General features: G+C 55.4%; 14 protein-coding genes and 2 tRNA genes. 10 read left to right on the forward strand and 6 right to left on the reverse strand.

Annotated features, from left to right (window positions below; all coding sequences use genetic code 11):
- Nucleotide 1 precedes the first annotated feature (1 nt).
- On the forward strand, nt 2–973 hold the full coding sequence (locus ACR0IO_RS14440; protein ID WP_480742330.1) for an alpha/beta fold hydrolase: 972 nt from the start codon (nt 2–4) through the stop codon (nt 971–973).
- A gap of 87 nt (nt 974–1,060) precedes the next feature.
- Nucleotides 1,061–1,137, forward strand: a tRNA-Met gene (locus ACR0IO_RS14445).
- 122 nt (nt 1,138–1,259) lie between these two features.
- On the opposite strand, the gene ACR0IO_RS14450 is transcribed toward ACR0IO_RS14445, so the two are convergent.
- The 4 genes from ACR0IO_RS14450 to ACR0IO_RS14465 all read right to left on the reverse strand — a co-directional run bounded on the left by ACR0IO_RS14450 (nt 1,260) and on the right by ACR0IO_RS14465 (nt 7,138).
- Complete coding sequence (locus ACR0IO_RS14450; protein WP_480742331.1) at nt 1,260–2,234, reverse strand: sterol desaturase family protein; 975 nt, start codon at nt 2,232–2,234, stop codon at nt 1,260–1,262.
- 134 nt (nt 2,235–2,368) lie between these two features.
- Complete coding sequence (locus ACR0IO_RS14455; RefSeq protein WP_480742332.1) at nt 2,369–3,769, reverse strand: DUF4856 domain-containing protein; 1,401 nt, start codon at nt 3,767–3,769, stop codon at nt 2,369–2,371.
- A 295-nt stretch (nt 3,770–4,064) separates the two neighbouring features.
- Nucleotides 4,065–6,683, reverse strand: a complete 2,619-nt coding sequence (gene clpB / locus ACR0IO_RS14460; RefSeq protein WP_480742333.1) for an ATP-dependent chaperone ClpB — start codon at nt 6,681–6,683, stop codon at nt 4,065–4,067.
- A 128-nt stretch (nt 6,684–6,811) separates the two neighbouring features.
- A complete protein-coding gene (locus ACR0IO_RS14465) occupies nt 6,812–7,138 on the reverse strand; it encodes a hypothetical protein (protein ID WP_480742334.1) in 327 nt (108 codons plus the stop codon).
- 140 nt (nt 7,139–7,278) lie between these two features.
- Here ACR0IO_RS14465 and pyrF point away from each other — a divergent pair, with 140 nt between their 5' ends.
- Complete coding sequence (gene pyrF, locus ACR0IO_RS14470; RefSeq protein ID WP_480742335.1) at nt 7,279–7,983, forward strand: orotidine-5'-phosphate decarboxylase; 705 nt, start codon at nt 7,279–7,281, stop codon at nt 7,981–7,983.
- Nucleotides 7,984–8,355: 372 nt separating this feature from the next.
- A complete protein-coding gene (locus ACR0IO_RS14475; RefSeq protein WP_480742336.1) occupies nt 8,356–9,609 on the forward strand; it encodes a DNA polymerase IV in 1,254 nt (417 codons plus the stop codon).
- A gap of 4 nt (nt 9,610–9,613) precedes the next feature.
- Here the strand turns inward: ACR0IO_RS14475 and ACR0IO_RS14480 are convergent, their stop codons facing one another.
- Nucleotides 9,614–10,474, reverse strand: coding sequence for an N-formylglutamate amidohydrolase (locus ACR0IO_RS14480; protein WP_480742337.1), 861 nt, complete (start codon nt 10,472–10,474; stop codon nt 9,614–9,616).
- Between the two features lie 148 nt (nt 10,475–10,622).
- Between ACR0IO_RS14480 and ACR0IO_RS14485 the strand changes: the two genes are divergently transcribed.
- Nucleotides 10,623–10,697: transfer RNA gene (locus ACR0IO_RS14485), tRNA-Val, on the forward strand.
- Nucleotides 10,698–10,788: 91 nt separating this feature from the next.
- Nucleotides 10,789–10,914, forward strand: coding sequence for a type B 50S ribosomal protein L36 (gene ykgO / locus ACR0IO_RS14490; protein ID WP_005648635.1), 126 nt, complete (start codon nt 10,789–10,791; stop codon nt 10,912–10,914).
- Between the two features lie 117 nt (nt 10,915–11,031).
- On the opposite strand, the gene ACR0IO_RS14495 is transcribed toward ykgO, so the two are convergent.
- Nucleotides 11,032–11,817, reverse strand: a complete 786-nt coding sequence (locus tag ACR0IO_RS14495) for a hypothetical protein (protein WP_480742338.1) — start codon at nt 11,815–11,817, stop codon at nt 11,032–11,034.
- Nucleotides 11,818–12,117: 300 nt separating this feature from the next.
- Here ACR0IO_RS14495 and ACR0IO_RS14500 point away from each other — a divergent pair, with 300 nt between their 5' ends.
- The 4 genes from ACR0IO_RS14500 to ACR0IO_RS14515 all read left to right on the forward strand — a co-directional run bounded on the left by ACR0IO_RS14500 (nt 12,118) and on the right by ACR0IO_RS14515 (nt 14,700).
- Nucleotides 12,118–13,134 (forward strand): Fe(3+) ABC transporter substrate-binding protein, encoded by a 1,017-nt coding sequence (locus tag ACR0IO_RS14500; protein ID WP_480742339.1) that lies wholly within the window; start codon nt 12,118–12,120, stop codon nt 13,132–13,134.
- Between the two features lie 118 nt (nt 13,135–13,252).
- Nucleotides 13,253–13,807 (forward strand): helix-turn-helix domain-containing protein, encoded by a 555-nt coding sequence (locus tag ACR0IO_RS14505; RefSeq protein WP_480742340.1) that lies wholly within the window; start codon nt 13,253–13,255, stop codon nt 13,805–13,807.
- Complete coding sequence (locus ACR0IO_RS14510) at nt 13,804–14,322, forward strand: N-acetyltransferase family protein (RefSeq protein ID WP_480742341.1); 519 nt, start codon at nt 13,804–13,806, stop codon at nt 14,320–14,322. Before ACR0IO_RS14505 ends, ACR0IO_RS14510 begins: the two co-directional genes overlap by 4 nt.
- 63 nt (nt 14,323–14,385) lie before the next feature.
- The gene (locus ACR0IO_RS14515; protein ID WP_170334341.1) at nt 14,386–14,700 is read left to right on the forward strand and encodes a DUF202 domain-containing protein; all 315 of its coding nucleotides are present in this window, start codon (nt 14,386–14,388) and stop codon (nt 14,698–14,700) included.
- The last annotated feature ends 16 nt before the right edge of the window (nt 14,701–14,716 follow it).

Consider the following 14,716-nt stretch of genomic DNA (forward strand, 5'->3'; position numbering starts at 1 on the left):
GATGACAGTATTGCTGACAATCGCCCTGCTTATCGGAGTATTCCTGGTCGGAGCAAACCTGTGGACCCGCAGATTGACCCGGCAAGGCATCGCAACCGTGCCGCAGATGGGGCAAATCGTACCCGTCAATGGCGGTAGCATTCATTATGTCGAAAAGGGTGAACCTGGAAAACAGTCAATCCTGATGATTCACGGGCTGACGGGGCAGTTGCAGCATTTCACTTATGCACTGATGGACCAGTTCGCGCAGGACTATCATGTCATAGCAGTTGATCGGCCTGGCTGCGGTTATTCAACCCGCGACGATGCAAGCCTTGGCACCCTGACCGAGCAGGCGCGCATGATACATGAGCTCATGCAGAAAAAAGGCATCAGCGATGTGGTCCTCGTAGGTCATTCGCTTGGTGGTGCCGTTTCGCTGGCGATGGCGCAGGCCTACCCCGACGACATCAAGGCGCTGGCATTGCTGGCTCCACTGACGCATCGGATGCCCGGACCCCCGGCGATTTTCAAACCGCTTGAGATCCGCACCGAATGGCTGCGCAATCTGATTGGCAACACCATTGCGGTGCCATTGGCAAAAAAGACGGCACCCCATGTCATCCACGAGGCTTTTGCGCCTGAAGCCGCCCCACCGGATTTTCTGGATCGGGCAGGTGGCGCACTGGGGTTGCGTCCGTCTGCATTCATCACCGGATCGCAGGATGTAATCGGCATCGAGGCCAGTATCGACGGAGTAAATCAAGGCTACAAAGATCTGCAGGTACCGGGCGGTATCCTTTACGGTTCCGACGATCCAATCCTGTCACCCGCCCAACATGGCGTACCGATGCAACAATTCGGACTTTCTTACGAACAGCTGGAAAATCGGGGTCACATGATCCTGATTACCGCGCCGGACGAATGCGCGACTTTCATTCGAAACGTTCTGGATGCCGCGCAGACTGAGAAACCCAGGGCGGAAAATCGGTGATGATTTAAAACTTGAAAGAATCCGGAACAAACTTGGTGTTTCCCTCTTGACCCCCCCAAGCCTCTCCCTTAAATCGCCTCTCACCGTGGCGGAGTAGCTCAGTTGGTTAGAGCAGCGGAATCATAATCCGCGTGTCGGGGGTTCAAGTCCCTCCTCCGCTACCAAATTTTCCTAAATTATAACGACGCCGCATAGCATGAACCGCCGCTATGTGGAGTGCCGATCAACAGACTGACTGTATTCGTTGCACAGGGGTTTCTGCCTGTTTCTGCTGATCTGCCAGCTCTCAGATATTCTCGACCGATCTGTCTCTGACACCAGTCGTTTCTGCAGCTTTCGGCGTTCGCGAAGAAAATCGGCCTTCGATCCTGTTTCGAAGCTTGCTAACTCTGCGGCGCACCACCTGTGCCATGTCCACGAAGGGGCGGAAATAGATATCCGAAATGCGCGACGCATGAGCCTCGGAAGGTTGCAGACCGAACTTGAGGCGGCTGTCCTGCTCGGACAAATGCAGAGACCCGAATAGCCAATCCCAGACCGCAAAGGCCACGCCAAAATTCTTGTCATGATGCTCGCGCGCGATCGAGTGATGCACCTGATGCTGAGCAGGCGAGATGAGGATGTGCTCCAGCCATGGCCAGTAGCGGATCGAGATATGAGAATGCCGCAGGTTCGAACCGGTCATGTGAAAGACAAAGGACATGACGTTCACACCAAGCACCGTATAAAGATCTACCGCGCTACCAAACAGGAACAGGAAAACCGCCATGGTCGTCCCCTGTGCAACGGCACCGCGGAGACTATAGAGAACTCCCTCCAACGGGTGCGTTCGATACACCGTGATCGGCGTCATCGTCTCAGCCGAGTGATGGGTTTTGTGGATGGCCCACAACAGCGGCCAATGATGCATCCAGCGATGAACCAGATATTTGGTGAAGTCATCGACGATAAAAATAGTCGCCGTGAACAACGCGACGATTATGCCCGTCGGAGCATCCGAGAACACGCCCCTTTGCAGGAATGCAATATCATGCAGCGCATAGTAGAGGGCGGTCGCAATCGCTAACTGCGATACCAGCAGCGGCGAAATGAACATCGTGAAAACCCGATTGATTACGAAAATCTTGTAGTCAGCCTTTGCTGATGGCGAAAATAGGATTTTGCGATCGAATATCTGATGCAGTGCCAGCTTGAAAGAAGATCTGCGTACTGCAACCAGCCAGACCAGAGCAATCAGAACGGTCAAAATCAAATACCCCAAAAAAACACGTTTCTTGGGATTGGAAAAATCTGCAAGGACAGAGCTTATTTGCTCGAGTAAATCCAAGGGATGCCTTTCGGCCAAAAATCCGGCAGCACCATTTACTGCGCTGCCGGATCAGGGTCAAAAGACCCTTAGTCGTTTTCTGCCGAGGCGTTCTCGCCCAGCTTTTCAGCCAGTGCTGCCAAATCCGCAGTCGCGTCATTCGCACGCGATTCGATACCGAACGTGTCGATCAGCAGTTTCTGAACTTTCAGCATGTTGACCTGATAGTCATCCAGCGTCATTTCGCGGCCGCGGACAAAGTTGCCATCGGCATCGATGTCGGACACCATCTTGCCGTCAGGCATCGCCGGACCGAAACCGATCAACCAGTTCAGATCGATAGCAGTGGCACCCAGGTTGTTTTTGCCCGACTGCAGAGCCATCGAGAACCCTTTGAGCTCGCCCCAATGCTTGGCATAGTTGCGCAGCGCCTTGTCGGTGTCTTCACCCGACTTGATCTTGTCGATGTCCTTGTAGACCGAACCAGCATACTTGAAGGTCGCTTCTGCCAGCGTTTTTTCCCAGTTCGTCTCGATGATGTCGGCGTAGTTTTTCAGCTCGGCACGCTGCTCATCAGTCAGAGCTTCGCCATTTGCAGATGCGATCAGCGCACGGCCATCACGGAATGCGTTGAAGATGGTGTTCATGTACTGGGTCGACTTGGTGCCACCCTTGTCTGCGCCCGCGGCGTAGTAGGCCGGGCCAAAGACCATCTCAGTCTTCAGATCGATGACACCGTCACCGTTTGCGTCAGCAGCAGCCATGTCTTTCTGCTTGGACACGCCATAGTTCTGCTCAGGTGACAGGCTTGCCGAGTGGGCTGCGGCACCGAAGTAACCGAACGCTTCGTCCCACGAATGCTCTTTACCGGTGTAATGTGCGCCTTCTTTGTAAGGCTTGTCATTCGGCTTGTTATCGGCTTCCAGTTTCTCGTCGAGGTAGTTGTCGACGGCCTGGTTGTAAGCCATTGCGCCCAAAGTGAACTTCGAGATCAGCTGACCCCAGTCCATGCCGTTCACCGGATCGTAACCCTGGTTAGAGGCTGCTGCCATCTTGATCATCTGCAGTGCAACGTCGACACCAGCCTGGTTGCCCGGCCATGCCGTCATAGCGCCTTTGTAGAACTTGCCCGAGATGTTCTTGCCTTTGGAAATTTCATTCACAGTCGATTGCTTGACCGGGAAACCGTCTTTGGAGGCAGGCGCGATGATGACCAGGTCTTCTTCAGAACCGTTGAAGTAAGACAGCATCAGAGCTTCGACTTCGGCCGCGTTGTTGCCGCCATCGCCTTTGCCGGCTGCTTTTTTCAGGCTGTCATGCAGCACATGGCGCGCGATCTGGCCGGAGTAGGATACCGAGTCAGTCTTGTCGCCTTCATAGCCTTTCACGGTGACCGGGAAGGGACCGTATGATTCCTGAGCCAGCGCCGCGCCACCGACGAGCGTAGCTGCGATGATCGCAGAAGTGAGTTTGAGTTTTGATTTGAGCATAGGGGTCCCTCGGTTATTGTCCGACAAAAGGAGTCGGAAAATTTAATCTGATCTTTTTAGTCAGCTTAAGCCCCGAGATGTCAAGCCCTATTGAGCGCAAACACCATCATGTTAGCGCCAATGAACCTCAAAGCTTGTGCATTAACAGCTTCCCCCTAATGAGAGGTATCGCTGAGCAAGTCTCCCACCTCGCTATCTCAGCTCCCGGGAGGCGCTCGATGAACTTTCAGGGAAATCACAGAGCAAATAAAAAAGACCCGCCATTTGGCGGGCCTTTCCGATTTAGCAATACAAATCAGTGCACCACCGCATCATCGGGCCGTGGACGTTCGGATGTACCCAAACGGTCGCCGATGATCAGGCCATCCGTCCCAGCAGTCACAGGAACGGTTTCGCCGTCCTTGATCTCACCAGCCAGCAGCGCTTCAGCCAATGGGTTCTGCAGGGCGCGCTGGATCACGCGCTTGAGCGGACGCGCACCAAAGACCGGATCATAGCCTTCGTTGGCCAGCCATTCCTTGGCACCGTCGTCCAGAACCAGCTCGATCTTGCGGGCGGCCAAGCGTTTTTGCAGACGCGCCATCTGAATATCGACGATGCCATCCATATCGGCCCGCTTGAGACGATCAAAGATAATGGTCTCGTCCAGACGGTTCAGGAATTCCGGCCGGAAATGCGCTCGGACCGCATCCATCACGTCACGTTTCGCCTGTGCACTATCCGCACCTTCTGGCAACTGGCTCAGCGCCTGCGACCCAAGGTTCGACGTCAGGATGATCAGCGTCTGCTTGAAGTCCACGGTGCGACCCTGACCATCGGTCAGCACACCATCATCAAGAACCTGCAAGAGTACGTTGAACACATCCGGGTGCGCCTTTTCGACCTCGTCAAACAGCACAACCTGATAAGGTCTGCGCCGTACGGCCTCGGTAAGCACTCCGCCTTCATCATAGCCGACATAGCCCGGAGGGGCACCAATCAGACGGGCGACGGCGTGTTTCTCCATGAACTCGGACATGTCGATACGCACCATCGCGTTGTCGTCATCGAACAGGAAATTCGCCACAGCCTTGGTCAGCTCGGTCTTACCTACGCCGGTCGGGCCGAGGAACAGGAACGAGCCCAACGGGCGTCCTTCGTCGTTCAGACCCGCGCGCGCACGGCGTACGGCGTTAGCGACAGCGGTCACCGCCGCATCCTGACCAATCACGCGGGAATGCAGATCGTCTTCCATCCGCAGCAGTTTCTCGCGCTCGCCTTCCAGCATTTTCGAGGTCGGGATACCGGTCCAGCGTTCGACCACCGAAGCGATCTGTTCCGGGCGCACCGTTTCCTCGGCCATCATGGCGTTGCTTTCGGCATTCTCGGCCTCGGTCAGCTTTTTCTCAAGCTCGGGGATGACGCCATAGGACAGCTCACCCGCTTTGGCGAGGTTACCTTCGCGCTTGGCGATCTCCAGATCAGCCCGCGCCTTGTCGAGCTGTTCTTTCAGATCACGCGCGCCAGCCAGCTTATCGCGTTCGGCCTGCCACTGAGCAGTCATCTCGGCGGATTTCTCCTGCAGATCGGCCAGATCCTTCTGCAAGGTTTCCAGACGATCCTTCGAGGCCGCGTCGTCCTCAAGCTTCAGCGCTTCTTCCTCGATCTGCATCTGCAGGATCTGGCGATCCAGCTGATCCAGTTCTTCGGGCTTCGAATCCACCTCCATCCGCAACCGCGACGCCGCCTCATCGACCAAATCGATGGCTTTGTCGGGCAGGAACCGGTCGGTGATGTAGCGATGCGACAGGGTCGCCGCAGACACCAGCGCCGAGTCCGAGATGCGCACGCCGTGGTGCAGCTCGTACTTTTCCTTGATGCCGCGCAGGATGCTGATCGTGTCCTCGACCGTCGGTTCGGTGACCATCACGGGTTGGAACCGGCGCGCAAGGGCCGCGTCTTTTTCGACGTATTTACGATACTCATCCAGCGTGGTTGCGCCGATACAATGCAGCTCACCCCGGGCAAGCGCAGGCTTGATCAGGTTGGCCGCATCCATCGCGCCGTCGGATTTACCGGCGCCGACCAGTGTGTGCATCTCGTCGATGAACAGAATGATCTCACCAGCAGCCTCAGTGACCTCGGTCAGAACAGCCTTGAGGCGTTCTTCGAATTCTCCTCGGTATTTCGCACCAGCGATCAGCGCGCCCATGTCGAGTGCGAGCAGTTTCTTGTCCTTCAGCGATTCCGGTACGTCACCGTTGACGATACGCAGAGCCATGCCCTCGGCAATCGCGGTTTTACCGACGCCGGGTTCACCGATCAGAACCGGGTTGTTCTTGGTGCGGCGCGAGAGAACCTGCATCGAGCGACGGATTTCTTCATCGCGCCCGATGATCGGATCGATCTTGCCCTCAGCCGCTGCCTCGGTCAGGTCACGCGCGTATTTCTTGAGGGCGTCATAACCCTCTTCCGCCGATGCGGTGTCAGCGGTGCGGCCCTTACGGATGTCATTGATCGCTTCGTTCAGTTTCTGTGCGGATACGGCACCGGCTTCCAACGCCTCTTTGGCCTTTGATTTCACCATACACAGCGCCATCAGCACCCGCTCGACGGGCACAAAGCTATCGCCAGCTTTGGTGGCGATCTTTTCAGCCTCGTCCAGAACCTTGGCCGTCTGTCCGTCCATGTAGATCTGGCTTGCATCGCCACTGACCTTGGGAATCTTCGCCATTGCGGCGTCCAATGCCTCGACCACGCGGATCGGCGCACCGCCCGCGCGGGTGATCAAGTTGCTGGCCAGCCCCTGATCGTCATCCATCAATGCTTTCAATATATGTGTGGGCTCCAGCCTCTGGTGCCCCTCGCGCAGCGCAATGGTCTGCGCCGCCTGCACGAAACCCCGTGCCCGCTCGGTGAACTTGTTCAAGTCCATAGCATTCTCCTTTTTCTAAGCGCCCTAATTTCGCTGCGCCCGCTTGGCGGCACGCTTCGGTCTGGGCCTCGCATTCAATTTGGGAAATATCTTTGCTGCTTCAAGAGGCTAGGCCACAGAAACCGGGATTACTTGCGAGGTATTGTGTAGACGGTATAGCCTCCAGTTTCTGCCACTTGCCGGGCATCATACATATCCACCAATGACTGAGCCGCATTGCTGCCCGTCGGACAGGAAACGAGGTCTGCCGTATGATCCAGGAAATTGACGGTAAAGGCTGTTTCACCTGTCACCTGACACCAATCATCCGCTGATCTGTAACCACGAACCAGATTCAGGTTGTCATTGGTTGGTGGCGGTGCCGGATCTACGATCACATCCGGCACCGGGTATGCCGTGTTCTCTTCACAAGCAGCCAGGGCAATGGCTATTCCAAGTAGAGCCAACTTCTTCAACTTCTGTCCCTCCATCAAATTCATTTTGCGGGGACCATAGCACAAGTCGCCATCCACGACGTGACATAGATCACGGATGCATGGACAGAGCGGCCGGAACCCGCTAGGACGCAGACGTTTGTCAAAAAGGAGCCTGTCCCATGTCCGATGACCGTCTGATCGTTGCCCTTGATGTTCCGAACGCCCTGCAAGGGCTGGCCATGGCCGAGCGACTGGGCGACAGCGTTTCTTTCTACAAGATCGGACTAGGCATGTTGACCGGCGGTGGGTTGGCGCTGGCCAACGAACTGAAGCAGGACCACGGAAAACGCATCTTTCTGGACATGAAGCTGTTCGACATCGGCAACACGGTGGAAAACGCGGTACGGAGTCTGGCCCAGTTCGACTTGGATTTTCTAACCGTCCATGGCGACCCGCATGTTGTGCGTGCCGCAAAAGAAGGTGCTTCGGGCAAAGACCTCAAGATTCTGGCCGTGACAATCCTGACTTCGCTGAACCGGGATGACCTGGATTCCAGCCTGTTGAAAGCGGGCGAGGTGCAGGAACTTGTTGTTGAGCGTGCTGCCAAGGCCTTCGAAGCCGGAGCGGACGGCGTCATTGCAAGCCCGCAGGAAGCAGCCCTGATCCGCGCCCTGCCCCAATCGGAAGGCCGCCTGATTGTGACACCCGGCGTACGCCCCGCCGGAGCGGCTTTGGGAGATCAGAAACGCGTTGCTACCCCCGCAAGCGCGATTGGCGACGGGGCCGATCATATCGTTGTCGGCCGTCCAATTTATCAGGCAGATGACCCAAAAGCAGCGGCAGAAGCGGTTCTGAACGAGTTAAATTCACTGACGCATCACTAATTGAGTTCGCAGACTCAGCCTCAAATTTGGCTGTAAAAGCGCCCTCAACCAGTTGACCTTACGTCAGTTTTTAGGTGTGCCGCGCCAAATCGTCTCTGTGCCCGAAAACACACATGAAAAAGGCGAGTTTTAGCAAGATCGGCTTCGAACTATCGAAATTGGCGAATTTGAGCGATTCTGTACTCGGAACACTCCCCAACGGACCGTATCTTCCTGAGGTCCGTTACCTCCCCCCGCAAACGCGGGGGGTCTTCTTGTTAGGGCATCGATCATCGGCAAAGTACACGGCGCATCTTTGATCTGCCGGTGTTGGTGATATACCCTCGGATATCTTGCTTCCCTACCACGCCCGCATTGCGCAGAAGGAATAGGATGCCCGGTCTTTGCCGAGATTGTTTGACCCTGATGGCCGAAGAACGTCGTTGTACGTCCTGCGGCAGCCCGCGTGTCAAAACACATCCAGAACTCTTTGACCTGACCATCGCGCATATGGATTGCGATGCTTTCTATGCCTCGGTTGAAAAGCGGGACAACCCCGAACTGGCGGATAAACCGGTGATCATAGGAGGCGGCAAGCGCGGCGTGGTTTCAACCGCCTGCTATGTTGCCCGTATTCGTGGGGTGAGATCGGCCATGCCGATGTTCAAGGCGTTGCAGTTGTGTCCAGATGCCGTCGTCATCAAACCCCGGATGTCGATCTATGCGGGTGTCTCGCGCCAGATCCGCGCGATGATGGATGAACTGACACCGGACGTAGAGCCGTTGTCGCTTGATGAGGCTTTCATGGACCTGTCCGGAACCGAGCGCCTGCATGGCGCGCCACCTGCAGTGATGCTGGCCCGGCTGGTCAAACGAATGAAGGATGAACTGGGGCTGACCGGTTCGATCGGGCTGAGCCATAACAAGTTTCTGGCCAAGGTTGCCTCTGATCTCGATAAGCCGCGCGGTTTTTCAGTGATCGGCAAGGCCGAGACGGCATCGTTTCTGAACGACAAACCCGTAAGACTGATCTGGGGGATCGGGCCAGCGGCGCAGGAATCGCTGGACCGGGCGGGAATTCGAACATTTTCAGATCTGCTTCGATGGGATCAGGAGGCTCTGACCGCACGCTTTGGATCGATGGGTTATCGGCTTTGGCATCTGGCACGCGGACAGGACAAACGCCGGGTGTCTGCCCATGAACCCATGAAATCCATCAGCAATGAGACCACTTTTTTCGAAGATACCGCCAGCCTGGATATTCTGGACGGGCACCTGTGGCGCATGTCCGAAAAAGTGGCAGATCGGGCTAAAGCAAAAGGCCTGGCCGGTCGTGTCGTGACACTCAAGCTTAAGAAAGCCAATCACAAGATCCTGACGCGAAGGGTCTCACTACGCGATCCTACGCAGATCGCGGATAGGATTTATCGCACGGCGCGTGGATTATTTGATCAGGTTGGAGATCAGGGGCCCTATCGGCTGCTGGGATGTGGTATTTCCGATCTTTGCCCGGCTGATCAGGCAGACATATCCGGCGACCTGCTGGATCCGGGTGCTGCGCAGCGGTCAAAAGCCGAACGCGCAACGGATGAGATTCGGCAAAGGTTCGGAACCGAAGCTATCGTAAAAGGACGTTCGCTGCGTTAAACGACTATTCTGCAGCAAGCCGAACCGGTTGAGCGCCGATACACGCGATTTCAGCAACGACATCACGCAAAATCTCTCGGAATTCCTCAAAGTTCGCATTCGGCTCGATCGTTTCCTCATCCATATACAACGACCGATCAATCTCGATCTGGATGGCGTGCTGTTGGCGTCCCGGCCGGCCATATGTCTGAGTGACGTAGGCCCCAGCAAAGGGCGCATTCCGCGCCACATTCAGTCCTGCTGAGGCAAAAGCCGCTTCAATCTGATCGACAATAACACCTGATGCCGAAGCCCCGAACCGATCCCCCAACACAATGTCCGGCTTATTGCCGCGCGCATTGCCCGAGATCGCGACCGCTTCATGCGGCATGGAATGACAGTCGACCAGGATGGCTTGCCCGAATTCTTCGTGCGATTCGGCCAGCAATGACTTCAGTCTCGCATGATAAGGGCGCCAATAATTGTCGATCCGCAACCGAGCCTCATCCATGGTCAGCTTACCGCGATAGATCGCGCGCCCGTTTGCGACGACACGGGGAATCACACCAAGTCCCGAGGCGACACGGGGATTATGCCCCTGACGGCGGGCCCCTTGAATCAGCGCTGGATCCAGCTCTTCTGCACTGCGGTTCAGATCGAGATAGGCGCGTGGCATCGCTGCTTTCAGAAATGGGGCGCCAAACTCGGCCGCCGCATCGAACAGCTGATCAACGAATGCATCCTCAGAGGACCGAATCACGTTTCGGTTCAAAACCGTTCGCTTCATCAGCGCTGCGGGGTAGTCCCGGCCACTATGAGGTGAGGAAAACACCACGCATGAGGTGCGCTTGGCGGGCATTTCCAATCCGTAGGCTGAGTTCTTCATGGGTTCTCCTTGTTCCTTCCGAACATAGACCGGAAAATAGTTCTTCCAAACCCCTTGATCCCCCCAACGACTCCTTTTATAGACCCCGCTACCGGCGCGGGGTTCCGCGCCCCATTTCGTTATGGGGCAGGTCACGCAAAGGTTTCGTGGGCGGTTAGCTCAGCGGTAGAGCACTTCGTTGACATCGAAGGGGTCACAAGTTCGATCCTTGTACCGCCCACCATCGTTTCACTGTTCCGGATTTCCGGGGCACCCGCTAACCCAGGCGCTGGCCACGTCTTTTGATGAAGGCGCCGCAAAATGGAGACAGACCCATGAAGGTCAAGAACTCGCTCCGCTCGCTCAAGAACCGGCACCGTGATTGCCGCGTTGTGCGTCGCAAAGGCCGCGTCTACGTTATCAACAAGACGCAGCGCAAGTTCAAAGCTCGCCAGGGCTAAGAACTGCACATATCGATCTAGAAGAACCGCGCTTTCGAGCGCGGTTTTTTTTGTGACGGCGTAACACAATCTCTGGAAGTTTCCGGGCTCTGACGCTCACCCACTAAAGATGCGTGCTCAAAGACTTGGCAATACGACCGGGTTGGCTATATGGCCGACATTTGTGAAGTCAGCTTCAATACATAGCTCCACTCCGCCTCCAGCCTGCCCAAACAGCGGGACGGAAGCGCCCGCGCTGAACGGAACACCTGCGGGAGCCTTCAGCTCCCAGCGGAAAATAGAAGGCGCAACATTCGGCAACGCATAACGACCCACCGCTGCGAACCCCGTAGGAACAAAAGGCAGTTCCGAAGCCGGGAAGCAGTAGAGGCCATTCCCAACAGAAACATGGGCTGATTTTGGATCAACTGATCGGCTTTTAGGAAACGGCTCAGCCCTATAAAAAACGGTTCCTTCAGCTGTTTTTCCCTGAAAGGGAAGATGCCCATGCACGGTAGGCCTGCCGCTTGATCCGATTTTTGGAGATGGGCCTCTTGGTGTAGTCACTGGATCAATCGGGTCGAGAATGAAACGTGCGATGACCTCGCTATCTACTGGGCGGACATCCTGGTAATTCGCGTAATCGAGTGTTTCACACCACTTTTCGAAGCCCAATACCTGCTGATCATGGGGAACAATCCAATCGTCGCGAAACGCTTCGGATGATCCGAGCCATTCCATACCAGAAAGCCGTTGTGCAGATTCCGATAAACTGTCGTCGAGGTCGATAAGAATCTGCCCCCCAACAACGATGGAACAGACATCACCTTTGTCGTTCTGCGCAAGGTGATATCCCATCGACCACTCTGCGCGCCAGCTCAACATCTCTTGATAAACTTCATCTGGAATGTATCGAAGTGCCATAAGTCTCTCCTTAATATCGAATACATGCAGTCTGCATGAGAGAAAGGGTGAAATGAAATCCAAGCCCCTCATCGAAAACGCATAAGCGCTATTTTCTAACCGCATAAATACAAGTGAGAGCCACTGACGTGAATAACTACAACGTCAAAATTGAATTGTTCATCGATCCGGCAGCCACCGGCATTTGTGAATAGAGTCCTGAAATTATCACCGTGAAATCTTGCTTTTCCAGCAAATTTGTATAATTGAGCAAATTACTCGGGATACACCCCGTCACGAGTTACAATGTTGGGATATACCATGCTGAAATCCACTACCTGTATTGCTGCCGCTCTGACGACACTGATCGCCACATCGGCCATCGCCGATGGCGAGTTGAACCTGTATTCGTCGCGCCACTACGACACGGACGAGCGTCTGTATTCTGATTTTGAAGAAGCCACAGGCATCCAGATCAACCGGATCGAAGGCAAGGCCGACGAGTTGATCGCGCGGATGGAAGCTGAGGGCGCGAACTCTCCGGCAGACGTGATGCTGACCGTAGACACTTCGCGCCTGGCACGGGCTAAAAATGCCGGCCTGCTGCAGGCGATCGACAGTGAGGTTCTGGAAGAACGTATTCCCGCCAACCTGCAGGATGCCGACAACGAATGGTTCGGTTTTTCACAGCGTGGCCGGATCATCTTTTACAACAAAGACAACGTGACCAACCCGCCCGCGACCTATGCTGATCTGGCTAAGCCCGAATACAAGGGCAAGATCTGCATCCGTTCTTCTGCTAACGTCTACAACCAGACTCTGCTGGCCTCGATCATTACCCACGAGGGTGCTGACGCGGCCAAAGCATGGGCCGAAGCCATCGTCGACAACATGGCGCGCGAGCCGCAGGGCGGCGACACTGACCAGCTGCGCGGCCTAGTATCGGGTGAATGCGATATCGCGGTATCGAACACCTATTATTTTGTCCGTTCGATCCGCAAAGACGTCAAAGGGCTGTCTTCGGAGCGTGAGAAGATCGGGTGGGTTTTCCCCAACCAAGACAGCTATGGCGCACATATGAACCTGTCAGGTGCTGGTGTTGCAGCCAATGCGCCGAATAAGGAAAACGCGATTCTGTTCCTCGAGTATCTGGCCAGTGATCAGGCGCAACAGTATTTCTCGGCAGGCAATGACGAATTTCCGGCGGTCGAAGGTGTAGAACTGGCGGAAACAGTGAAAACGTTGGGCGACTTCAAGGCGGATGAGGTGAATCTGTCAGAGGTTGCCACGAACCTTCCCGAAGCGCAGAAAATCTTTAACGAGGTAGGCTGGAAGTAGTCCAGACACAAACCCGAGCAGTGGAAGGGTGCAGGTTCTCCTGCACCCTTTTTCTATTGTCACACCATGTTTTTGATATATTATTTTCATATCTGGAAATGATTCTCTAAAATGAACGATGCTTGATGACCTTTCAAATCGCCTCGCCAACCGTCTGAGCGAACTGCGTCAGAGCCGCGGCTGGTCTCTGGACCAACTGAACGAACACAGCGGTATCAGCCGCGCCACACTTTCCCGCATGGAGAAGGGTGACGTCAGCCCCACCGCCGAAAGCCTTGGCCGTTTATGTGCAGCCTACGGCCTGCCGATGTCCCGATTGCTCATGATGGTCGAAGACAGCTTTGATCCCAAAGTTCCGTTTGAACGGCAGATCGAATGGCGGGATCCTGAAACCGGCTTCACGCGTCGATCAGTTTCTCCACCCGCAGCGGGGTTAAGCGGCGAAGTGTTGGAGTGTCACCTGCCCCCCGAAACAACCATCTCATATGATGCGCCCCCCAAACCCGGGCAGGAACACCACCTTATCGTACTGGACGGAGTGCTTACACTGACAGTCGATGGCACGTCACACATGCTGAGCGGTGGCGACTGCCTGCGCTATCATCTGTCAGGCCCTACCCGGTTCGAAACCAACGCTGGACGTGGTGCACGATACATCCTGGTGCTGATATGATTACACGGCTGAATGCTGACTACTTTGAAACGGCCCTGAATGATCTGAGCGATATTTTGCATGCCTGTGTTCAGACCGGGGCAAGTATCGGTTTTATTCTGCCTTTCTCGAAGGAGGACGCCGGCAGGTATTGGCAAGAACGGGTTCGCCCCGATCTGACATCCGGCACGCTTGATCTGTTTGCAATCTATGATGAGGGGCGCGTCATGGGCACCGTGCAACTCATCCCGGCCAGCATGCCGAACCAGCCACATCGGGCAGACGTTGCAAAGTTGCTTGTCCACCCCGAGGCGCGCCGCCGAGGCTACGGTCGGGCACTGATGAATGTACTTGAAGAACGCGCAAAAGAGCTTGGGCGGTCTATGCTTGTGCTGGATACGCGTAGCTCCGATCCATCGCGCATCTTGTATCAGAGCCTTGGCTTTCAGATCGCAGGTGAGATTCCGAACTACTGCCGCAACCCATTTGAAGACAGGCTAGAGCCAACAACTTATATGTACAAACATCTGAACTAGCCCGGTCGGAAGTGTGCTCAAAAACACTTGCCTCCGTCAGAGATTTTCACTCAAATCTTCCGTATGAGTAATTCCGGATCCCGACCCGATACAGCAGCAGAGGTCAAACAAAGGCGTGAAGCGGACAGTATGGTGCTGGCCGTGGTGCGCACTGAGCTGGCCAACAGACGCACCTTTCTGGCCTATGTAAAAACTGCGCTGGGTCTTGCGATCGCGGGTTTTGGCCTGATGCATTTTTTTGACGCGCAATCGATGCAGGGAAACCTTGGACTGATTGCCATTCCAATCTCAGGCCTGATCCTGATCATCGGAGGTTGGGACTATGTGCGCACCAAGCGCCTCATAGAGGCTGAAAAGCGCGATTCCGGCGTTGGATAAGAGGGCTGCACTAGTA

The organism is Ruegeria sp. CE12 (assembly GCF_056537525.1).

Bases quoted from the DNA above. Each gene is read 5' to 3' on its own strand.
- ACR0IO_RS14440 (WP_480742330.1), top strand. From the start codon at position 2: ATGACAGTATTGCTGACAATCGCCCTGCTTATCGGAGTATTCCTGGTC.
- ACR0IO_RS14455 (WP_480742332.1), bottom strand. From the start codon at position 3,769: ATGCTCAAATCAAAACTCAAACTCACTTCTGCGATCATCGCAGCTACG.
- clpB (WP_480742333.1), bottom strand. From the start codon at position 6,683: ATGGACTTGAACAAGTTCACCGAGCGGGCACGGGGTTTCGTGCAGGCG.
- pyrF (WP_480742335.1), top strand. From the start codon at position 7,279: ATGTCCGATGACCGTCTGATCGTTGCCCTTGATGTTCCGAACGCCCTG.
- ACR0IO_RS14475 (WP_480742336.1), top strand. From the start codon at position 8,356: ATGCCCGGTCTTTGCCGAGATTGTTTGACCCTGATGGCCGAAGAACGT.
- ACR0IO_RS14480 (WP_480742337.1), bottom strand. From the start codon at position 10,474: ATGAAGAACTCAGCCTACGGATTGGAAATGCCCGCCAAGCGCACCTCA.
- ykgO (WP_005648635.1), top strand. From the start codon at position 10,789: ATGAAGGTCAAGAACTCGCTCCGCTCGCTCAAGAACCGGCACCGTGAT.
- ACR0IO_RS14495 (WP_480742338.1), bottom strand. From the start codon at position 11,817: ATGGCACTTCGATACATTCCAGATGAAGTTTATCAAGAGATGTTGAGC.
- ACR0IO_RS14500 (WP_480742339.1), top strand. From the start codon at position 12,118: ATGCTGAAATCCACTACCTGTATTGCTGCCGCTCTGACGACACTGATC.
- ACR0IO_RS14505 (WP_480742340.1), top strand. From the start codon at position 13,253: ATGCTTGATGACCTTTCAAATCGCCTCGCCAACCGTCTGAGCGAACTG.
- ACR0IO_RS14510 (WP_480742341.1), top strand. From the start codon at position 13,804: ATGATTACACGGCTGAATGCTGACTACTTTGAAACGGCCCTGAATGAT.
- ACR0IO_RS14515 (WP_170334341.1), top strand. From the start codon at position 14,386: ATGAGTAATTCCGGATCCCGACCCGATACAGCAGCAGAGGTCAAACAA.